We start from the raw sequence: 21,611 nt of genomic DNA on the forward strand, positions 1-21,611 counted from the left end.
ATAACTGGGTGAAATAATGACTAAAAATCTGCAACGCTTTTTTCAAAATGACGCCGCGGGCGGTATTTTTTTGATAGTTGCCGCCGCTCTGGCGATGCTGCTGGCAAACCTGAGTGCAACCAGCGCGGGCTACGAGGCATTTCTTGCCACGCCGGTTGAGGTACGCATTGGGCCGCTGGATATCAGCAAAAACCTGCTGCTGTGGGTCAACGACGCGTTGATGGCTATCTTCTTCCTGATGATTGGCCTGGAAGTGAAGCGGGAAATGGTGCTCGGCTCGCTTGCCGATCGCCGTCAGGCGGCGTTTCCGGTGATTGCCGCGCTCGGCGGGATGGTTGTTCCGGCGCTGCTCTATCTGGCCTTTAACTATTCTGACCCGGTAACCCGCGAAGGCTGGGCTATCCCGGCGGCGACCGATATCGCCTTTGCTTTGGGAATTCTGGCGCTGCTGGGCAACCGGGTGCCGCTGGCGCTGAAGGTTTTCCTGATGGCGCTGGCAATCATCGATGACCTGGGCGCCATCATCATTATCGCGCTGTTCTATACTCATGACTTATCCATGATGTCGTTGGGGATTGCGGCTGCGGCTATCGTTGCGCTGGCGCTGCTGAACCTGTTCAACGTGCGCCGCACGGGCGTTTACATCCTGGTGGGCGTGATTCTGTGGACTGCTGTTTTAAAATCCGGGGTTCATGCGACGCTAGCGGGGGTCATCATCGGCTTCTTTATTCCGCTAAAAGAGCAGAACGGGCGTTCGCCTGCTCAGGAGCTTGAGCATGTGCTGCATCCGTGGGTGGCGTTCCTGATCCTGCCGCTGTTCGCTTTTGCCAATGCTGGCGTGTCGCTCTCTGGCGTGACCATGGAAGGCCTGACCTCGCTGCTGCCGCTCGGCATCATTGCCGGTTTGTTTATCGGCAAGCCGCTGGGGATAAGCCTGTTCTGCTGGCTGGCGCTTAAGCTTAAGCTCGCCACGCTGCCAAAGGGGACGCGGTTCAGCGACATCATGGCGGTAGGCGTGCTGTGCGGCATCGGCTTTACTATGTCGATTTTCATCGCTTCGTTGGCCTTCGGCGACGTGGATGCGGAGCTGATTACCTGGGCGAAACTCGGCATTCTTCTTGGGTCGCTGCTTTCAGCCGTGGTGGGCTTTAGCATGCTGAGAGCGCGCCTTTCTGAGGCCAAAGCATGATACTTGTGTTAACCGGGCCATCGGCAGGATGGCCCGATAACGGAATAACTTTCAGGGAGTGAAGGGCGATGTCCCATATTAATTACAACCATCTTTATTACTTCTGGCACGTCTGCAAAGAAGGTTCGGTGGTCGGCGCTGCCGAAGCGTTGTTTCTGACGCCGCAGACCATCACCGGGCAAATTAAAGCGCTCGAAGAGCGGCTGCAGGGAAAATTGTTTCGCCGTCAGGGCAGGGGGCTGGTGCCTTCGGAGCTGGGCCAGCTGGTGTTTCGCTATGCCGACCGCATGTTCACCCTGAGCCAGGAAATGCTGGATATCGTTAACTATCGCAAAGAGGCCAATATTCTTTTCGACGTTGGCGTAGCGGATGCGCTTTCCAAGCGGCTGGTCAGCGGGGTGCTGGACGCTGCGGTGGTTGATGATGAGCAAATCCACCTGCGCTGCTTCGAGTCGACTCACGAAATGCTGCTGGAACAGCTGAGCCAGCATAAGCTGGACATGATTATTTCAGACTGCCCGATAGACTCGACCCAGCAGGAAGGGCTGTTTTCCGTCAGACTTGGCGAATGCGGGATTAGCTTCTGGTGCAAGGGGCCTGCTCCTGAACTGCCTTTCCCGGCCTGCCTTGAAACCCGGCGCCTGCTTATTCCGGGGCGTCGCTCGATGCTGGGACGTAAGCTGCTGAACTGGATTAACATCCAGGGCCTGAAGATTGAGATCCTCGGCGAATTTGACGATGCCGCGCTGATGAAGGCATTTGGGGCGACCCATAACGCTATTTTTGTTGCGCCAACGCTCTACGCGCAGGACATCTATAGCGACGACGATATCATCGAGGTTGGGCGGATTGATAATGTGCTGGAGGAGTATCACGCGATTTTTGCCGAACGAATGATTCAGCATCCTGCGGTGCAGCGAATTTGCAGCAAGGATTACTCGGCGTTGTTTAAGGTGGAGTGATTTGCGGATATAAAAAAACCGGCGTTAGCCGGTTTTTTTATCAAAGCGACAGCAAACGAGCGATTAAGCCAGTTTGTTGATTTGCGCAGTCAGATTTGCTTTATGACGCGCAGCTTTGTTTTTGTGGATCAGACCTTTGCTAGCCTGACGATCCACGATTGGTTGCATTTCGTTAAATGCTTTCTGTGCAGCAGCTTTGTCGCCAGTTTCAATCGCTGCGTATACTTTCTTGATGAAAGTACGCATCATAGAGCGACGGCTTGCGTTGTGCTTACGAGCCTTTTCAGACTGTACAGCACGTTTCTTAGCTGATTTGATATTAGCCAAGGTCCAACTCCCAAATATGATCTATGTGGACAATTCAAAGGCCGAGGAATATGCCCCGCTAGCCTTCTTTTGTCAATGGATTTGTGCAAATAAGCGCCGTTAAATTTTCGGCACCTCTTACGTTGTGATGGCGCGGATTCTACCAGCATCAGGGCCGGGAATACAGTCTTTCGCATCAAAAATCGTCGAGACAAAGCCTAAGCCTGCTCAAAGAGCGGCTCAGCGTAATGAATTCATTAAAGCTTTATGCCAAAGGCGGCAATCGCCGGTTAACCTTAATCGCTGTCCTTGATATAATCCGCCAATTTCCACTGTTTTGAGCCAGCCATGAAGCTGATACGCGGTATACATAACCTGCGCCAGAACCACCACGGGTGTGTCCTCACCATTGGTAATTTCGACGGCGTACATCGTGGCCATCAGGCGCTGTTAAAGGGCCTGTGTGAAGAGGGGCGTGCGCGCAACCTCCCGGTCATGGTGATGATTTTTGAGCCTCAACCGCTTGAACTGTTCGCCCCGGAAAAGGCCCCAGCCCGCCTGACTCGCCTGCGTGAAAAACTGCGCTATCTCGCTGGGTGCGGCGTGGACTACGTGCTGTGCGTGCGCTTCGATCGCCGTTTTGCCGCCTTGAGCGCGCAGAACTTCGTCAGCAATCTGCTGGTGGACCGTCTGGGGGTTAAATTCCTCGCGGTAGGCGATGATTTCCGCTTTGGCGCTGGTCGTCAGGGGGATTTCTTGTTATTACAGAAGGCTGGTCAGGAATACGGCTTCGACATCGCAAGTACTCAAACATTTTGCGAAGACGGGGTGCGTATTAGCAGTACCGCCGTGCGTCAGGCGCTGGCGGATGACGATTTGCAACAGGCTGAAAGCCTGCTGGGGCATCCGTTTATGATCTCCGGGCGTGTGGTACACGGCGATGAGCTGGGTCGCACTATTGGTTTCCCTACGGCGAATTTACCGCTGCGTCGTCAGGTTTCCCCGGTAAAAGGGGTGTATGCGGTTGAAGTCTCAGGCCTCGGTGATAAGCCGATAGCTGGCGTGGCTAATATTGGCACTCGCCCTACGGTGGCGGGTGTCCGCCAGCAGCTTGAAGTCCACTTATTGGACGTTGTAATGGACCTTTATGGTCGCCATATAGAAGTAGTGCTGCGTAAAAAGATACGTAATGAGCAGCGGTTTGCTTCACTCGATGAGCTGAAAGCGCAAATCGCCAGAGATGTGGTATCAGCCCGCGAATTTTTTGAGTCAAATGCCTGAAAGGCTAACCGAAATACGGAACCGAGAATCTAATGAGTGACTTTAAATCTACCCTAAATTTGCCTGAAACAGGGTTCCCGATGCGCGGCGACTTAGCCAAGCGCGAACCGGGCATGCTGGCGCGTTGGAACGATGATGACCTGTACGGCATCATTCGTAATGCGAAAAAGGGCAAAAAAACCTTCATTTTGCATGATGGCCCTCCTTATGCGAACGGTAGCATTCACATTGGTCACTCAGTTAACAAGATTCTGAAAGATATTATTATCAAGTCCAAAGGGCTGTCCGGCTTCGACTCGCCGTACGTGCCGGGCTGGGACTGCCACGGTCTGCCGATTGAACTGAAAGTAGAACAGCTGATCGGTAAGCCGGGTGAGAAGGTCTCTGCCGCTGAGTTCCGTGCAGCATGCCGTAAATATGCCGCAGAGCAGGTTGATGGCCAGCGCGCTGACTTTATCCGTCTTGGCGTGCTGGGCGACTGGTCTCGCCCGTACCTGACTATGGACTTCAACACCGAAGCTAACATCATTCGTGCGCTGGGCAAAATCATCGGCAACGGCCATCTGCATAAAGGCGCCAAGCCGGTGCATTGGTGCGTTGATTGCCGTTCCGCACTGGCGGAAGCGGAAGTTGAGTATTACGACAAAACCTCGCCATCTATCGACGTGACGTTTAACGCCGTCGATAGCGATGCGGTGAAAGCGAAGTTTGGCGCGGCTGAAGTTAAAGGCCCAATCTCTCTGCTTATCTGGACCACCACGCCGTGGACCCTGCCGGCTAACCGCGCTATTTCTCTGGGCGCCGAGTTCGAATATGTGCTGGTACAGGTTGAAGGCCAGGCGCTGATCCTCGCAAAAGACCTGCTGGAAAGCGTGCTGAAACGCGCTGGCATCACTGATTATCAAATCCTCGGCACAGTCAAAGGTTCCGAGCTGGAACTGCTGCGCTTCAGGCATCCGTTTATGGGCTTCGACGTGCCTGCAATCCTCGGCGATCACGTTACGCTGGACGCGGGTACCGGTGCTGTACATACGGCGCCAGGCCACGGCCCGGACGACTACGTTATCGGCCAGAAATACGGTCTGGAAGTTGCTAACCCGGTTGGCCCGGACGGCAGCTATCTGCCGGGCACTTATGAAGGCCTCGACGGCGTTCAGGTGTTTAAAGCCAACGATCTGGTGGTTAACATCCTGCGTGATAAAGGCGCTCTGCTGCACATTGAAAAACTGCTGCACAGCTACCCGCACTGCTGGCGCCATAAAACGCCAATCATCTTCCGTGCGACCCCGCAGTGGTTCATCAGCATGGATCAGAAAGGTCTGCGCGCTCAGTCTCTGAAAGAGATCAAAGGCGTGCAGTGGATCCCGGACTGGGGCCAGGCGCGTATCGAGTCCATGGTGGCAAACCGCCCTGACTGGTGTATTTCGCGTCAGCGTACCTGGGGCGTGCCGATGTCCCTGTTTGTGCATAAAGAGACCGAAGAGCTGCACCCGCGCTCTCTGGAGCTGATGGAAGAAGTTGCTAAGCGCGTAGAGCAGGACGGCATTCAGGCGTGGTGGGATCTCGACCCGCGCGACATCATGGGCGATGACGCCGATAACTACGTCAAAGTGCCGGATACGCTGGACGTTTGGTTCGACTCCGGGTCAACCAACTCCTCCGTTGTGGATGTTCGCCCTGAATTTAACGGCCATTCTGCGGATATCTATCTGGAAGGTTCGGATCAGCATCGCGGCTGGTTCATGTCCTCTCTGATGATCTCCACGGCGATGAAAGGCAAAGCGCCTTACCGCCAGGTGCTGACCCACGGTTTCACCGTTGATGGTCAGGGCCGCAAAATGTCCAAGTCCATCGGCAACACCGTTAGCCCGCAGGACGTAATGAACAAACTCGGCGCGGATATCCTGCGCCTGTGGGTGGCGTCTACCGACTACACCGGCGAAATGGCGGTTTCTGATGAAATTCTGAAACGCTCCGCCGACGCTTATCGTCGTATCCGTAACACCGCACGTTTCCTGCTGGCTAACCTGAACGGCTTTAATCCGGAAACCGACATGGTGAAACCGGAAGATATGGTGGTGCTGGATCGCTGGGCAGTAGGCTGCGCCCAGGAAGCCCAGGCTGATATTCTGGCTTCCTACGAAAACTACGATTTCCACGAAGTGGTTCAGCGCCTGATGCGCTTCTGCTCCGTTGAGATGGGCTCGTTCTACCTCGACATCATTAAAGACCGCCAGTACACCGCGAAGTCCGACAGCGTGGCTCGCCGCAGCTGCCAGACCGCGCTGTACCACATCTGTGAAGCGCTGGTGCGCTGGATGGCACCTATCATGTCCTTCACCGCGGATGAAATCTGGGGCTACCTGCCGGGTTCTCGCGAGAAGTACGTGTTTACCGGCGAGTGGTACGAAGGTCTGTTCGGCCTGGCGGAAAGCGAAGCGATGAACGGTGAGTTCTGGGATACGCTGCTGACCGTGCGCGGTGAAGTTAACAAGGTTATCGAGCAGGCGCGTGCCGATAAACGCATCGGCGGTTCTCTGGAAGCGGCAGTCACTCTGTTTGCCGACAGCGAGCTGGCGGCGAAGCTAAATAGCCTGAGTGATGAATTGCGATTTGTCCTGTTGACCTCCGGGGCTGCGGTTGCCGATTATGCACAGGCGGGTGAAGACGCTCAGCAGAGCGAAATCCTCAAAGGGCTGAAAGTTGCCCTGCGTAAAGCCGATGGTGAGAAGTGCCCGCGCTGCTGGCATTACACCACCGACATCGGTCAGGTTGCGGAACACGCAGAAATTTGCGGCCGCTGTGTTACCAACGTAGCCGGTGACGGCGAACAACGTAAGTTTGCCTGATGAAACCATTACTCTCTACCGGGTTGCGCTGGCTTTGGCTGGTGGTCGTGGTACTGATTGTGGATCTGGGCAGTAAATACCTGATCCTCCAGCATTTTATGCTGGGGGACACGGTGTCTCTGTTCCCGTCCCTGAATCTGCACTACGCTCGTAACTACGGGGCGGCGTTCAGCTTCCTCGCGGATAAAGGCGGCTGGCAGCGCTGGTTCTTCGCCGGTATCGCAATCGGTATCTGCGTAGCGCTGGTGTGGATGATGTACCGCGCTAAAGCGAGCCAAAAGCTGAATAACATCGCCTATGCTCTGATTATCGGCGGTGCGCTCGGCAACCTGTTTGACCGCTTATGGCACGGCTTTGTGGTCGACATGATCGATTTCTACGTTGGCGACTGGCACTTTGCCACCTTCAATCTGGCCGATACGGCAATCTGTATCGGCGCGGCGCTGATTGTGCTGGAGGGCTTCTTTGTCTCCTCCGACAAGCCCGCGAAGCAAAAAGGGTAACCCATGGCTGAGTCTGTACAGAGCAACAGCGCGGTGCTGGTGCATTTCACGCTGAAGCTTGAAGATGGCTCCACCGCGGAGTCCACCCGCGCTAACGGTAAGCCTGCGCTGTTTCGCCTTGGGGATGAAACGCTGTCTCCGGGCCTCGAAAGCGAGCTGATTGGCCTGAAAGCCGGAGAGAAAAAAGCATTCTCTCTGGCCCCGGAAGCGGCGTTTGGCATTCCAAGCCCGGATATGATCCAGTATTTCTCGCGTCGTGAATTCGTTGACGCGGGCGAGCCGGAGCCGGGCGCTATAATGTTGTTTACCGCAATGGATGGCAGCGAAATGCCTGGCGTCGTGCGCGAAGTTAACGGTGACTCGATTACCGTCGACTTCAACCATCCGCTGGCCGGGCGAACCGTTCATTTTGATATTGAAGTGCTGGAAGTCGATCCGGTGCTGGAGGCGTTGAATGCAGATCCTGTTGGCTAATCCCAGAGGCTTTTGTGCTGGGGTCGACCGCGCTATCAGCATTGTCGAAAACGCGCTGCAAATTTACGGCGCGCCAATCTATGTTCGTCACGAAGTAGTGCACAACCGCTACGTGGTGGACAGCCTGCGCGAGCGCGGCGCTATTTTCATCGAGCAAATCAGCGAAGTGCCGGACGGTGCGATCCTGATTTTCTCGGCGCACGGCGTTTCTCAGGCGGTGCGTAACGAAGCCAAATGCCGCGAGCTGACGGTGTTCGATGCGACCTGCCCGTTGGTCACCAAAGTGCATATGGAAGTTGCCCGAGCCAGCCGCCGTGGCGAAGAGTCGATTTTAATCGGCCACGCAGGCCACCCGGAAGTGGAAGGCACCATGGGCCAGTACAGCAATCCGAAGGGCGGGATGTACCTGGTTGAGTCGCCGGACGATGTGCTGACGCTTGAAGTTAAAGACGAAAGCAATTTGTCGTTTATGACCCAGACTACGCTCTCGGTGGACGACACTTCTGAGGTTATCGACGCGCTGCGTAAACGCTTCCCGAAAATCATCGGCCCGCGTAAAGACGATATCTGCTATGCCACCACTAACCGCCAGGAAGCGGTGCGTGCGCTGGCTAATGAAGCGGATGTGGTGCTGGTTGTGGGGTCAAAAAACTCCTCCAACTCCAACCGTCTTGCCGAACTGGCTCAGCGTATGGGAAAAGCCGCTTATCTTATCGATGACGCAGCCGATATCCAGGAAGCGTGGGTAAAAGAGGCAAACTGCGTGGGCGTAACGGCCGGGGCTTCTGCGCCGGATGTGCTGGTTCAAAACGTCATTTCACGCCTGCGTGAAATGGGCGGTAGCGAAGCCCGCGAACTCACCGGCCGCGAAGAGAATATTGTCTTTGAAGTGCCGCGAGAGCTGCGGGTTGACGTGCGTGAAGTAGAGTAACGTCGTCGATTTTTGCCAGCCTGAAAATGCCAGCCGGTGTAAACCCGCTGGTATTTTTTTTGCATATCTAGGTCATGATGTGGTTCAAACAAGATTTACCGCCGTATCGGCAGCACGAGCGGCAAGCTCCTCGCTTAAATAGTCAATCATCGCCCGCATCGGGCCTGGCATATGCTGATTGCGAGTCCACAATAGCCACAGTTCGCCAGTATAGGCGCTGATAAACTCCCATTCCGGCAGCACTTGCACTATTTCGCCATGCGCCAGCGCGTCGCGTGCGGTAAACAGCGGCAGGCTGCCGATCCCCAGATTACGTTTAACAGCATCCAGCCTCACTCCCGTATGGTTTGCCGCATAGCGCCCGTGGGTTTGAACCGTCTCCGTCTTGCCGGGGCGGTGAAACTTCCAGCGTGAATCTGCCGGAGTCTCTCCAAGGCTGATACAGCTATGCTGGCGAAGCTCCGCGGGGGTTTCAGGCGTGCCGTGCAGACGCAGGTATTCCGGGGTTGCACAAATGATGTGTGCGATGGGCATCAGCGGTTTGCCGTAAAGTCCCGGAGAGGGCGTGCCGGTAATACGCAGTGCGAGATCGACTCCGTCATCAATGAGATCCATGTAGCGGTCTTCCAGGCGCAGGCTGACATCCACCTGCGGGTAGCGGGCGAGAAATTCGGGGATCAAAGGATGAATAACAAAGTGGCCAACGGCCTTCGGCACGCTAAGGGTCAGCCTGCCCTGGACTACCGTTTGTAAGCTGCGCCCTTTATCCATAGCCTGCCGGGCCGCATCCAGCATCTCCAGGGCATGCTGATGCACCGTTTTTCCCGTATCGCTCAGCGCCAGCTTGCGCGTTGTGCGGTGCAGCAATTTACAGCCCATTTCGCGTTCAAGGCGTGAGACGCTGCGGCTGATGGCGGAGGGGGTTGCCCCCGTTACTCTTGCGGCGGCGGAAAAGCTGCCCTGCTCAACAATAACAACGAAAGTCGCCAGATCGGGAAGTAAAGTTAAATTCATTTGTGCATACCAGGCAAAGGTGCATTGTTCTGCGAGAAGATTATCCGCATTGATAAACGCAATATACTCTTCTGACAATGAGGAGAACACGATGACTGAACGACTTTATTATACGAGTGATGTAACCGAGGGGCGCGCAAGGGTTGTTAGCTGCACGGCTGATGCCGACGGGCGTTATGTTGTTGAACTGGATAAAACGCTGTTCCATCCGCAGGGCGGCGGGCAGCCTGCGGACAAAGGCTGGATCGCTGACATCCCGGTTGAGGAGGTGGTGCAGCGCGGCGACAATGTGGCGCATATCCTTTCCCAGCCGCTGGAACCCGGCGAGGTAGAAGTCCGCGTTGATGCGGCAATTCGGCAGCAGCATTCGCGCTGGCACTCCGCGGGGCATCTGGTGGGCTATGCTGGTGAAATCTCTGGCTGGCAGCCCGTTAAAGCTCATCACTGGCCAGGGGAGGGACGCATTACCTTTGCAGCTAAAGATAATGTCTCCCAACCCACGGGCGCGGAGCTTCTCGAAATAATCCAGCCGTGGCTGGAAGATGGGTTAAGCCGCTTTGTTGCATTTGAAGAAGGGCGGCGCAAAGTGTGGTTTGGCGACCTGCCTGCCTACCTTTGCGGCGGAACCCACGTTAAGACGCTGGCCGAGATTAATGGCCTCGCTATTACGGCTGTCAAAATCAAAAAAGGGCAGCTTATCGTGAATTACACGCTCGCATAAACGCCATGAGTGCACCTTTTTAGCGCGAATTCTATTACTCTTGGGGAAATAACCGGGGCAGCGGGAGCCGTTTTGCCGGGCTTGATTTAAGCCTGGTAAAAGAAGGGTTTTTATGGCTGATATTGATAACTGCCGCGTCATGACAGTAAATTCTAATTATCGCTGTTTTCGGCTGGCGGCCCGACACCGGGCTGGTTAACCTGAGAACGTTTTCTACGAATTATTTAACCAAAGAGTAAAGATATGCATGATGCACAAATTCGCGTAGCCATTGCGGGAGCTGGTGGGCGCATGGGACGCCAGCTTATTCAGGCCACTTTGCAGCTGGACGGCGTGGAGCTTGGTGCCGCCCTGGAACGTCCTGGCTCTTCTCTGCTCGGCAGCGATGCGGGTGAACTGGCCGGAGTGGCAAAAACGGGCGTGCTGGTCAGCGATAGTCTGGACGCGGTAGTGAACGATTTTGATGTCTTTATCGACTTCACCCGCCCGGAAGGCACGCTTGCCCATCTGGCGTTCTGCCTCAAACACGGCAAAGGCATGGTTATCGGGACTACCGGTTTTGATGAGGCCGGTAAGCAGGCAATCCACGATGCTTCTCGCGAGATCCCTATCGTCTTCGCGGCCAATTTCAGCGTTGGCGTAAATGTGATGCTGAAGCTGCTGGAGAAGGCGGCCAAAGTGATGGGCGATTATACCGACATCGAAATTATTGAGGCCCACCACCGCCACAAAGTTGATGCTCCATCCGGCACGGCGCTGGCAATGGGCGAAGCTATTGCTCAGGCGATGGACAAAGATCTGAAGCAGTGCGCGGTTTATTCTCGCGAAGGCTATACAGGCGAACGTGTGCCTGGAACCATTGGCTTTGCTACGGTACGTGCGGGTGACATTGTGGGTGAGCATACCGCGATGTTCGCCGATATCGGAGAGCGTATTGAAATTACCCATAAGGCGTCCAGCCGGATGACTTTTGCTAATGGTGCAGTTCGTTCTGCATTATGGTTAAAGTCCAGAAAAAATGGTCTTTTTGATATGAGAGATGTGCTCGATCTCAACAGTTTGTAATTTAACTTATCCTTAGTGATGTGGTTGTTTCAATCGTAATCTATTGATTGTCAGGGCAATATGTTATTGCCCTTTTTTATTGTCTTGATTTAATGGGTTTGATTTTAATTTTCACTTTAGAACCTTATAAAAACAACTTATCGTTCATTTTTGTGTTGTGGTGTTGTTAATTTTGACCATTTGGTCTACTTTTTTACGCTGTTACGACCACTTTCCCACTATTCATGGTCAGCAACCGATTACTTTTCCTTTGTTAGCTGGCTATTTTGACCTTCAAATCAGATCTTTTTGCTCTGAGCGCTAAAATACACAGAAAAACTTCGCGATAAGGTAGACTTTTGCCCAGCCAGTCCCTAGAATGCCGCCGTTTGCCAAAAATCCGAAAGGCAGACGCTTTTGCATTTGATTCAGGAACTGGTTTTGAATTAATATGCGAATAAATTGAATGTTTATTCCCTGGAGGACGTTTTGATTAAGTCAGCGCTGTTGGTTCTGGAAGACGGAACCCAATTCCACGGTCGGGCCATTGGGGCATCGGGTACGGCAGTGGGTGAAGTCGTTTTCAATACCTCATTGACCGGTTATCAAGAAATCCTCACTGATCCTTCTTACTCCCGCCAGATAGTCACTCTTACTTATCCTCATATCGGTAATGTCGGCACCAATGAAGCCGATGAAGAATCCTCCCAGGTACATGCGCAAGGCCTCGTCATCCGTGACCTGCCGCTGATTGCCAGCAACTTCCGCAGCACCGAAGACCTTTCTTCTTACCTTAAGCGCCATAACATCGTGGCGATTGCCGATATTGATACCCGCAAACTGACCCGCCTGCTGCGTGAGAAAGGCGCACAGAATGGCTGCATTATTGCTGGTGATAACGTTGATGCGGCGCTGGCGCTGGAAAAGGCAAAAGCCTTCCCGGGCCTGAACGGTATGGATCTGGCAAAAGAAGTCACGACTAAAGAAGCTTACGCCTGGCAGCAGGGGAGCTGGACGCTGGAGCACGACCTGCCGGAAGCCGCAAAAGCAGAAGATTTGCCGTTCCACGTTGTGGCTTACGATTACGGCGCAAAGCGCAATATCCTGCGCATGCTGGTAGACAGAGGCTGCCGCCTGACTGTTGTTCCTGCGCAAACGCCAGCTGAAGAAGTGCTGAAGATGAATCCTGACGGTATCTTCCTTTCCAACGGTCCCGGCGACCCGGCACCGTGTGATTACGCTATCAGCGCGATTAAATCTTTCCTGGAAACCGATATTCCTGTGTTCGGCATCTGCCTCGGTCACCAACTGCTGGCGCTGGCGAGCGGCGCAAACACCGTGAAAATGAAGTTTGGTCACCACGGCGGCAACCATCCGGTAAAAGACCTGGATAAAGACTGCGTGATGATAACCGCTCAAAACCACGGTTTTGCGGTTGACGAAACCACGCTGCCTGCCAACCTGCGTGTGACCCATAAATCGCTGTTCGACGGCACCCTGCAGGGCATCCATCGCACCGATAAAGCCGCGTTTAGCTTCCAGGGGCACCCTGAAGCAAGCCCGGGGCCGCACGATGCCGCGCCGCTGTTTGACCACTTTATCGATTTGATTAAGCAATACCGTTCGACCGCCAAATAAAATCAGGAGCTAAAGAAAATGCCAAAACGTACAGATATAAAAAGCATCCTGATCCTCGGCGCTGGCCCGATTGTTATCGGCCAGGCGTGTGAGTTCGACTACTCCGGTGCTCAGGCGTGTAAAGCGCTGCGTGAAGAGGGCTACCGCGTTATCCTGGTGAACTCTAACCCGGCCACCATCATGACTGACCCTGAAATGGCCGATGCGACCTATATCGAGCCGATTCATTGGGAAGTGGTTCGCAAAATCATTGAGAAAGAGCGCCCGGACGCGGTGCTGCCTACGATGGGCGGCCAGACTGCGCTGAACTGCGCGCTGGAACTCGAGCGTCAGGGCGTGCTGGAAGAATTTGGCGTCACCATGATTGGCGCCACAGCTGATGCTATCGATAAAGCCGAAGACCGCCGTCGTTTCGACATCGCGATGAAAAAAATCGGCCTCGACACCGCTCGCTCCGGTATTGCGCACAATATGGAAGAAGCGCTGGCGGTTGCCGCCGACGTGGGCTATCCGTGCATCATCCGTCCTTCCTTTACCATGGGCGGCACCGGCGGCGGTATCGCCTATAACCGCGAAGAGTTCGAAGAGATTTGCGAACGCGGTCTGGATCTTTCCCCAACCAAAGAGCTGCTGATTGACGAGTCGCTGATTGGCTGGAAAGAGTACGAGATGGAAGTGGTTCGCGATAAAAACGACAACTGCATCATCGTCTGCTCTATCGAAAACTTAGACCCGATGGGCATCCACACCGGCGACTCCATCACCGTTGCTCCGGCTCAGACCCTGACCGACAAAGAATACCAAATCATGCGTAACGCCTCGATGGCGGTCCTGCGTGAAATCGGTGTGGAAACCGGCGGCTCCAACGTGCAGTTCTCGGTTAACCCAAAAACTGGCCGCCTGATTATCATCGAGATGAACCCGCGCGTATCCCGCTCCTCGGCGCTGGCTTCTAAAGCAACCGGTTTCCCGATTGCTAAAGTGGCGGCGAAACTGGCGGTGGGTTACACCCTCGATGAGCTGATGAATGACATCACCGGCGGCCGCACTCCGGCTTCGTTCGAGCCGTCCATCGACTACGTTGTGACTAAAATTCCTCGCTTTAACTTCGAGAAATTCGCCGGTGCTAACGACCGTCTGACCACCCAGATGAAATCCGTGGGTGAAGTCATGGCGATTGGCCGGACCCAGCAGGAGTCGCTGCAGAAAGCGCTGCGCGGTCTGGAAGTGGGCGCTACCGGTTTTGACCCGAAAGTTAACCTTGATGACCCGGAAGCGCTGACCAAAATCCGCCGCGAGCTGAAAGATGCTGGCGCGGAGCGTATCTGGTACGTGGCTGACGCCTTCCGCGCGGGTCTCTCCGTTGACGGCGTGTTCAACCTGACCAACATCGACCGCTGGTTCCTGGTGCAGATTGAAGAGCTGGTTCGCCTGGAAGAGCAGGTAGCGGAAATCGGTATTACCGGCCTGAACCACGACTTCCTGCGTATGCTGAAGCGTAAAGGCTTTGCCGATGCGCGCCTGGCTAAACTGGCCGGCGTGCGTGAAGCGGAAATCCGTAAACTGCGCGAGCAATATGGCCTCCACCCGGTCTACAAGCGCGTAGATACCTGCGCCGCTGAATTTGCTACCGACACCGCTTATATGTACTCCACATATGAAGATGAGTGCGAAGCAAACCCGAACAACGACCGTGACAAAATCATGGTGCTGGGCGGCGGGCCGAACCGTATCGGCCAGGGCATTGAGTTTGACTACTGCTGCGTACACGCCTCGCTGGCGCTGCGCGAAGATGGTTACGAAACCATCATGGTTAACTGCAACCCGGAAACCGTCTCCACCGACTACGACACTTCCGACCGTCTCTACTTCGAGCCGGTTACCTTCGAAGACGTGCTGGAAATCGTCCGCGTTGAGAAGCCAAAAGGCGTTATCGTCCAGTACGGCGGCCAGACTCCGCTGAAACTTGCGCGTGCGCTGGAAGCCGCCGGCGTACCGGTTATAGGTACCAGCCCGGATGCTATCGACCGTGCCGAAGACCGCGAGCGCTTCCAGCATGCGGTTGAGCGCCTGAAGCTGAAACAGCCGGCTAACGCCACCGTGACCGCTATTGAGCAGGCCGTTGAGAAAGCGGTTCAGATTGGTTACCCGCTGGTGGTTCGCCCTTCTTATGTCCTTGGTGGCCGCGCAATGGAAATCGTCTATGACGAGGTGGATTTACGCCGCTACTTCCAGACCGCGGTTAGCGTCTCCAACGACGCGCCGGTGCTTCTTGACCGCTTCCTTGACGATGCGGTTGAAGTGGATGTTGATGCAATCTGCGACGGCGAGACCGTGCTGATTGGCGGCATCATGGAGCATATCGAGCAGGCAGGCGTTCACTCCGGCGACTCCGCCTGTTCTCTGCCAGCCTATACGCTGAGCCAGGAAATTCAGGATGTGATGCGTCAGCAGGTACAGAAGTTAGCCTTCGAACTACAGGTGCGCGGCCTGATGAACGTGCAGTTTGCGGTGAAGGACAACGAAGTTTATCTGATTGAGGTGAACCCACGTGCGGCACGTACCGTACCGTTTGTCTCCAAGGCGACCGGCGTACCGCTGGCGAAAGTGGCCGCCCGCGTAATGACCGGCAAAACGCTGGTCGAGCAGGGTATGACCAAAGAAACGATTCCGCCGTACTACTCGGTGAAAGAAGTGGTGCTGCCGTTCAACAAATTCCCGGGCGTTGACCCGCTGTTAGGGCCTGAAATGCGCTCTACCGGGGAAGTGATGGGCGTGGGCCGTACTTTCGCAGAGGCGTTCTCTAAAGCAATGCTGGGTAGCCAGTCCACGATGCGTAAACCAGGACGCGCGCTGCTTTCGGTACGCGAAGGGGATAAAGAGCGCGTGGTAGACCTGGCCGCTAAGCTGCTTAAACAGGGCTTTGAGCTGGATGCAACCCACGGCACGGCCATCGTTCTGGGCGAAGCCGGGATCAACCCGCGCCTGGTGAACAAGGTGCATGAAGGTCGCCCTCACATTCAGGACCGTATCAAGAATGGCGAGTACACCTACATCATCAACACCACCGCTGGCCGCCAGGCGATTGAGGATTCCAAACTCATCCGCCGCAGTGCTCTGCAATACAAGGTGCATTACGACACCACCCTGAACGGCGGCTTTGCCACCGCAATGGCGCTGAATGCCGATGCGACCGAAAAAGTAATTTCGGTACAGGAAATGCACGCTCAGATTAAGAAGTAACTTGTTAACCGGGAGGGAGCCTTCTGTGCTCCCTCTCACACTAATTAATACCCCACTCGCATACCATCTCCCTTATATCCAATTTTAATATAGCCTGACTTTGTCTATTTCTGACAGAGTGCGGCAGAACTTTTAATTTATAAGAGGTGAACTTATGTGTGACGAATATGTTGAAAAGCCGCTTTATTTGTTAATTTCAGAATGGGTGATGGCGGAAAACCGTTGGGTAAGCGCTAAAGAGATCGCAAAGCAATTTAATATGGATTACTGCAAGGCGATTAATACAGTCTCTTATATCCTCGCGCAAGTGAAAGAAATAAGCTGTGAAACCAGAATCATTCCTAACAAAATTGAGGGGCGAGGATGCCAGTGCCATCGGCTGGTAAGAGTGACGCATATTGACGAAAGAATTTATCTGCGTGCCGGATACAGTATCCAGGATAAAATGTTCAAAACTAAAAAAGCACCGCCTGTAGCCGCGGTGCCTCCCGAGGAACTTAATCGCGAGCAGAAATGGAAGATAATGCTGTCAAAAAGCATGCGCCGTTAAGCGCTGTTAGCGGCCTTTCCATACCGGCTCTCGTTTTTCAGCAAACGCCTGAGGTCCTTCGATAGCATCTTCAGAATGCAGCACGGCGGGATAATGTTTTAACGCGCCGCTGCGGATGTAACGATAACCTTCCTCAACCGTCATCTCGCCGGTAGTGCGGCAAATCTCTTTGAGTGCGGCGATAGCCAGCGGCGCGCTGTGTATCAGTTGCTGTGCCAGTTCACGGGCGCTGTTCAGCAGTTCCTCCCCGGCGACAACGCGATTGATAATGCCCCAACGTAGCGCTTCTTCTGCATCCATGCGCCTGCCGGTCATAATCAGTTCATTGACGACGGCCCTGGGCAGCAGTTTGGGCAGGCGGAGTACGCCGCCGCTGTCCGGCACTATCCCGAGCAGGGCTTCCGGCAGCGCAAAGCAGGCATTTTCTGCACAGATGATAAAATCAGCCGCCAGCGCCAGCTCGAACCCGCCGCCAAAGGCGTAGCCGTTGACCGCCGCAATCACCGGTTTATCGAGGTCAAACATTTCGGTTAGCCCGGCGAACCCTCCGGGGCCAAAATCAGCATCTGGCGCTTCACCTTCCGCCGCGGCTTTTAAGTCCCATCCGGCGGAAAAAAATTTCTCCCCGGCACCGGTAATTATCGCCACGCGCAGCTGCGGATCATCGCGGAAATTAACAAAAACCTCACCCATTTCAAAGCTGGTACAGGCGTCTATGGCATTGGCCTTGGGTCTGTCTAAGGTGATTTCAAGAATCGGGCCGTTGCGGATCAGATGTAATGATGTGCTCATATCTTTTCTCCGGTGTTATAAATATTCTTCACGGTATGGCTATTTGGCGGGAAACATTTGCCCGCCGTATGTTTTATTTCAGATGTTTTTTAATGATCTTCCCCGAGCAGTTGCGGGGGAGGTCTGATGTTATCTCCAGAAATGAAGGAACCTTGAATTTCGCCATATTCCTTTCGCAGAAACTAAAAAACTCATTTTCGCCCAGCGTTTCCCCTTCATTTAGCACGACAAAGGCTTTAATTGCCTCGTCACGAATAGAGTCTTTGGTTCCAATAACGACCACTTCCTGAATTTTTGGATGAAGAGCAATAATATTTTCCAGCTCTACGCAGGAGACGTTTTCCCCGCCGCGTTTGATCATATTGCAGCGCCGGTCGACAAAATAAAAAAAACCGTCTTTGTCACGGTAGCCGGAGTCACCGGTGTGAAGCCAGCCGCCGGGGTCGAACGCTTTGGCCGTGGCATCCGGACGGGCGTAATACTCCTTGAAAATGGTTTTGCCCGGCACGCCCTTAATGCAAATTTCGCCGGTTTTGCCCGCCGCTAAAGAGCGGTTTTGATCGTCCCGAATATCGGCTTCATAGCAAAATCCCGGGCGGCCAATAGACGGCCAGCGCCGCTTATCGCCCGGGCGATCGCCAATAACGCCGACAATTGTCTCCGTCATTCCGTATGAGGTCAGCAACCTGACGCCGAACCGCTCAACAAATGCGTCTTTTCCCTGCTCGGGTAGATTGAGGTAGAACATCACTTCGCGCAGGCTGTGCTGGCTGTCTTGCGGGGTCGGGGGCTGAGCCATCAACGTTTTTATCATCATCGGGATGCATTCTGTCACCGTAGCCTGGTAACGACGTACCTGGCTCCAGAAGGCTCGAGCGCTGTATTTCTCCAGCAGCACGAAGGTGGCTCCGGCCGAGAATGCCGCTATTGCCGCCGTGCACTGGCAGTCAATGTGGAAAGCGGGCATGGTGGTCAGATAGATGTCATCTTCCCGCAGGCCGCACTGCCAGGAGGAGTAATACCCCGCGAAGCGCAGGTTGTAATGGGTAATGACCACGCCCTTTGGTCTCGAGGTGGTGCCGGAGGTAAACAGAATTTCCGCCGGATCGTCCGAGCACAACCAGGGCGTATACTCAGGCACCGCCGACTGGCGGTTTTTTAATGCCGTAAACAGGCTAACGTCTTCACTCGCCGTTGCCTGTTCGCCGATCAGGCAAATATGATCCAGCGGTGAAGCCTCGTCCCGTAGGGTCTGGCGGTATATAGAATAAAATTGTGGGGCGGTAACCAGCAGGCTCGCGCCGCTGTTTTGCAGGATCCACGCGCTTTCTTCACGCAGCAGGCGAGCGTTAATCGGCACCATAATGGCCCCCATTTTTGCCAGTCCAAACCAGCAAAAAATAAACTCCGGGCAGTTGTCCAGGTGCAGAGCAACCTTATCGCCTTTACGAATACCCAGGGCGTGAAACAGGTTTGCCGTACGATTGATCTCAGCATTCAGGCTGGCATAGCTATACTGCCGAACCTCGCCCGCAGAGGATTCAAAAATGAGCGCCGTTTTATTCCCGTAAACCTCGGCCAGGTCATCCCACATCTGGCCCAGGTTTTGTTCGCCAACGATATCCATTACGTTCCGTCCGTGTTTTCTTTCGAGCGCGTCAGGCGAATGAACCGCTTTGCTCATCCTCAATTTTGGCCAGCCCCTTGCTGACCAGCGCTTCGATATCTGCCGTGCTGTAGCCGATGTTTTTAAGGATGGCGGCGGTGTCCATACCCTGGGAAGGCATACCGCGCCAGATTTTTCCCGGGTGATTTTTGAATTTTGGCATGACGTTAGGGCCTTTGTATGTGCGGCCGTCCAGCGTTTGCCACTGCGTAATAGATTCGCGAGCGAGATACTGCGGATTGCCTTCGAGCTCGGGAACAGTCAGCACTTTTGCGCAGGCAATTTTCAGTTCGGCAAAGCGTGCCTGGACCTCGTTGATGGTGCGGGCCGCCAGCCATTTATCTAATTTTTCTTCCACTAGTGGCCCATAAGGGCACTCGACGCGGTGAATCAGCTGCGTGCCCTCCGGCACTTCCGGCGTGCCGATAAGGTGAGCCAGGCCGATATCTTTAAAGTTTTCGGTAATTTGACCAGCACCGACCAGCTCCATCACGATATAGCCGTCGGCACACTTATAAAGTCCGCAGCCTGCGTAGTAGGGATCTTTGCCCCTGGTCATGCGCGGGCAAATTTCGCCGCCGTTGAAGTAGTCCATCATGAAGTATTGACCCATGCGCAGCATCACTTCATACATTGCAACATCAATGCTTTCGCCTTTGCCGGTTTCGCGCACCTTATAAAGCGCGGCCAGCGCGGCACTGGTGGCAGTCATGCCGGAAAAATAGTCTGCGGTGTAGGGAAAGGCGGGCATGGGCTGGTCAACATCGCCGTTCTGAATAAGGTAACCGCTGAAGGCCTGAGCGATGGTGTTATAGGCCGCGAGGTTGGTGTATTCCTCACTGCCGTACTGGCCAAAGCCCGAAAGATGGGCAATCACCAGCTTCGGGTTATGCTGCCAGAGCAACTGGTCAGTTATACCGCGGCGAGCAAACGCCGGACCTTTGCTGGCTTCGATAAAAATATCGGTGGTTTCCATCAACTTCAGAAAAGCTTCACGGCCTTCTTCTTTAAAAATATTCAGGGAGAGGGCGTGCAGATTACGGCGCGAGAGCTGCGGATAGTTGGGCTGGACGCGAATAGTATCGCCGCTGGCTACATTTTCGATCCAGATAACTTCTGCGCCCCATTCAGCAAACATCTGCCCGGCAAACGGCCCGGCAATTTCGATACCTGAGAACACTACTCGTAGCCCGGAAAGTGGCCCAAAGGCGGGCATAGATAGACGATCGTTCATTGAAGATCTCCTGTTGTGCGTGTCAGTAGCCGCATCAACGGCGATAAAGCTACATTCGGCGGCTTAGCGATACTGCTTCAGCACGGCGCGACCCAGAGTCAGGATCTGCATTTCATCGGAGCCTCCTGAAATGCGGTCAACGCGCAGGTCGCGCCAGAAGCGTGTGATGCGATGGTTGCCCGCAATACCCGCCCCGCCGAGCACCTGCATGGCGCTGTCCACCACCGCAAACGCAGCATTGGCGCAGAAATATTTGCACATTGCGGCATCGCCAGAGGTAATCGTACCGTTATCGCTTTTCCACGCAGTTTCCAGCAGCATGTTTTTCATCGAGCTTAGTTTGATGGCCATATGTGCGAATTTTTCCTGAATTAGCTGGAAGCGGCCGATCGTTTCACCAAACTGCACGCGCTGGTTGGCATAGCGGGCGGCATCTTCAAATGCGCACATCGCGGTACCGTAGTTAGTCAACGCGACCAGGAAGCGCTCGTGGTCAAATTCTTCTTTAACGCGGTTAAATCCGTTTCCCTCGCGGCCAAACATGTCTTTTTCGTCCAGTTCGAGGTCATCAAAGTTAATCTCGCAGCAGCTGTCCATGCGCAGGCCGAGTTTTTCCAGCTTGTTGACCTGGATACCGGTTTTGTTCATATCAACAAACCATTCGGTATAGACGGGGGCGTCCGGAGAGGAGGCGTCTCTCGCCATCACTACGATATAGGGAACGTGGGCGCTGCTGGTGATGAAGCACTTGCTGCCGTTAAGGTAAACCTTGTTATTTTTGCGGGTATAGGTGGTTTTCAGACTACCGACATCTGACCCGGCGCCCGGTTCGATAATGGCAGAGTTCCACATCTGCTTGCCGGTGCCCCGAAATGCCATAATCTTGTCGATTTGCTCCGGCGAACCTTCGCGAAGCACGGTATTAAAGCCGCCCGGTAGCTGATACAGCACGTAGGTTGGCGCGCCCAGGCGCCCCAGTTCCATCCAGATGGCGGCAAGGGTGACGAACCCTGCATCAAGGCCGCCGTGCTTCTCCGGAAGCAGCAGGCCGTCTATGCCCATATCTGCCAATGTTTTGACAAAACGTTCAGGGTAGACGCTGTCGCGATCGCATTCGGCAAAATAAGCCTCCCAGTTCTCGCTGGCCATCAGTTCGCGAATGCCGGCGACAAACAGTTCCTGTTCGTCATTTAAGTGAAAGTCCATCTTTCAGC

Annotated in this window: 18 protein-coding genes; 12 read left to right on the forward strand and 6 right to left on the reverse strand. The window is 54.5% G+C overall.

Annotation, left to right across the window (positions count from 1 at the left end; translation table 11 throughout):
• Positions 1-16 precede the first annotated feature (16 nt).
• Positions 17-1,189 carry a Na+/H+ antiporter NhaA gene (gene nhaA / locus HMPREF0201_RS02245; RefSeq protein WP_016534824.1) on the forward strand — a complete coding sequence of 391 codons (1,173 nt, stop codon included), beginning with the start codon at positions 17-19 and terminating at the stop codon, positions 1,187-1,189.
• Positions 1,190-1,257: 68 nt separating this feature from the next.
• Positions 1,258-2,151: a transcriptional activator NhaR gene (gene nhaR / locus HMPREF0201_RS02250; protein WP_016534825.1), complete on the forward strand. Its 894-nt coding sequence runs from the start codon at positions 1,258-1,260 to the stop codon at positions 2,149-2,151.
• A gap of 63 nt (positions 2,152-2,214) precedes the next feature.
• Here nhaR and rpsT read toward each other — a convergent pair whose 3' ends face one another.
• The gene (gene rpsT, locus HMPREF0201_RS02255; protein ID WP_039897887.1) at positions 2,215-2,478 is read right to left on the reverse strand and encodes a 30S ribosomal protein S20; all 264 of its coding nucleotides are present in this window, start codon (positions 2,476-2,478) and stop codon (positions 2,215-2,217) included.
• A gap of 327 nt (positions 2,479-2,805) precedes the next feature.
• On the opposite strand from rpsT, the gene ribF reads away from it, so the two are divergent.
• From ribF to ispH, 5 genes are read left to right on the forward strand one after another with little or no spacing between them, the layout of a single operon-like run.
• Positions 2,806-3,738 (forward strand): bifunctional riboflavin kinase/FAD synthetase, encoded by a 933-nt coding sequence (ribF, locus tag HMPREF0201_RS02260; protein ID WP_016534828.1) that lies wholly within the window; start codon positions 2,806-2,808, stop codon positions 3,736-3,738.
• A gap of 32 nt (positions 3,739-3,770) precedes the next feature.
• Positions 3,771-6,587, forward strand: coding sequence for an isoleucine--tRNA ligase (gene ileS / locus HMPREF0201_RS02265; protein ID WP_016534829.1), 2,817 nt, complete (start codon positions 3,771-3,773; stop codon positions 6,585-6,587).
• Positions 6,584-7,090: a signal peptidase II gene (gene lspA / locus HMPREF0201_RS02270; protein WP_039897888.1), complete on the forward strand. Its 507-nt coding sequence runs from the start codon at positions 6,584-6,586 to the stop codon at positions 7,088-7,090. The genes ileS and lspA overlap by 4 nt, the downstream gene beginning before the upstream one ends.
• 3 nt (positions 7,091-7,093) lie before the next feature.
• Entirely contained in the window at positions 7,094-7,564 is a 471-nt protein-coding gene (gene fkpB, locus HMPREF0201_RS02275) for an FKBP-type peptidyl-prolyl cis-trans isomerase (RefSeq protein WP_016534831.1), read from the forward strand.
• Positions 7,545-8,495, forward strand: coding sequence for a 4-hydroxy-3-methylbut-2-enyl diphosphate reductase (ispH, locus tag HMPREF0201_RS02280; RefSeq protein WP_016534832.1), 951 nt, complete (start codon positions 7,545-7,547; stop codon positions 8,493-8,495). Before fkpB ends, ispH begins: the two co-directional genes overlap by 20 nt.
• An 84-nt stretch (positions 8,496-8,579) precedes the next feature.
• Here the strand turns inward: ispH and HMPREF0201_RS02285 are convergent, their stop codons facing one another.
• Complete coding sequence (locus tag HMPREF0201_RS02285; RefSeq protein ID WP_039897889.1) at positions 8,580-9,509, reverse strand: LysR family transcriptional regulator; 930 nt, start codon at positions 9,507-9,509, stop codon at positions 8,580-8,582.
• A gap of 91 nt (positions 9,510-9,600) precedes the next feature.
• On the opposite strand from HMPREF0201_RS02285, the gene HMPREF0201_RS02290 reads away from it, so the two are divergent.
• The 5 genes from HMPREF0201_RS02290 (at position 9,601) to caiF (ending at position 16,705) form a co-directional block, all read left to right on the forward strand.
• Positions 9,601-10,230, forward strand: coding sequence for an alanyl-tRNA editing protein (locus HMPREF0201_RS02290; protein ID WP_016534834.1), 630 nt, complete (start codon positions 9,601-9,603; stop codon positions 10,228-10,230).
• A 243-nt stretch (positions 10,231-10,473) separates the two neighbouring features.
• Positions 10,474-11,295: a 4-hydroxy-tetrahydrodipicolinate reductase gene (gene dapB / locus HMPREF0201_RS02295; protein WP_016534836.1), complete on the forward strand. Its 822-nt coding sequence runs from the start codon at positions 10,474-10,476 to the stop codon at positions 11,293-11,295.
• 468 nt (positions 11,296-11,763) lie between these two features.
• Positions 11,764-12,912, forward strand: coding sequence for a glutamine-hydrolyzing carbamoyl-phosphate synthase small subunit (gene carA, locus HMPREF0201_RS02300; RefSeq protein WP_039899097.1), 1,149 nt, complete (start codon positions 11,764-11,766; stop codon positions 12,910-12,912).
• A gap of 18 nt (positions 12,913-12,930) precedes the next feature.
• Positions 12,931-16,155: a carbamoyl-phosphate synthase large subunit gene (gene carB, locus HMPREF0201_RS02305; protein WP_016534839.1), complete on the forward strand. Its 3,225-nt coding sequence runs from the start codon at positions 12,931-12,933 to the stop codon at positions 16,153-16,155.
• A gap of 154 nt (positions 16,156-16,309) precedes the next feature.
• Positions 16,310-16,705, forward strand: coding sequence for a carnitine metabolism transcriptional regulator CaiF (gene caiF, locus HMPREF0201_RS02310; RefSeq protein ID WP_016534840.1), 396 nt, complete (start codon positions 16,310-16,312; stop codon positions 16,703-16,705).
• Positions 16,706-16,711: 6 nt separating this feature from the next.
• Here caiF and caiD read toward each other — a convergent pair whose 3' ends face one another.
• From caiD to caiA, 4 genes are all read right to left on the reverse strand, one after another.
• The gene (gene caiD / locus HMPREF0201_RS02315; RefSeq protein ID WP_016534841.1) at positions 16,712-17,497 is read right to left on the reverse strand and encodes a crotonobetainyl-CoA hydratase; all 786 of its coding nucleotides are present in this window, start codon (positions 17,495-17,497) and stop codon (positions 16,712-16,714) included.
• 73 nt (positions 17,498-17,570) lie between these two features.
• A complete protein-coding gene (gene caiC / locus HMPREF0201_RS02320) occupies positions 17,571-19,124 on the reverse strand; it encodes a crotonobetaine/carnitine-CoA ligase (protein ID WP_039897892.1) in 1,554 nt (517 codons plus the stop codon).
• 31 nt (positions 19,125-19,155) lie between these two features.
• Positions 19,156-20,397, reverse strand: a complete 1,242-nt coding sequence (caiB, locus tag HMPREF0201_RS02325) for an L-carnitine CoA-transferase (protein WP_039897894.1) — start codon at positions 20,395-20,397, stop codon at positions 19,156-19,158.
• Positions 20,398-20,460: 63 nt separating this feature from the next.
• Entirely contained in the window at positions 20,461-21,603 is a 1,143-nt protein-coding gene (gene caiA, locus HMPREF0201_RS02330; protein WP_016534844.1) for a crotonobetainyl-CoA dehydrogenase, read from the reverse strand.
• Positions 21,604-21,611 lie beyond the last annotated feature (8 nt).

Origin of the sequence: Cedecea davisae DSM 4568, from assembly GCF_000412335.2 — a bacterium.
Taxonomy (GTDB): Bacteria; Pseudomonadota; Gammaproteobacteria; order Enterobacterales; family Enterobacteriaceae; genus Cedecea; species Cedecea davisae.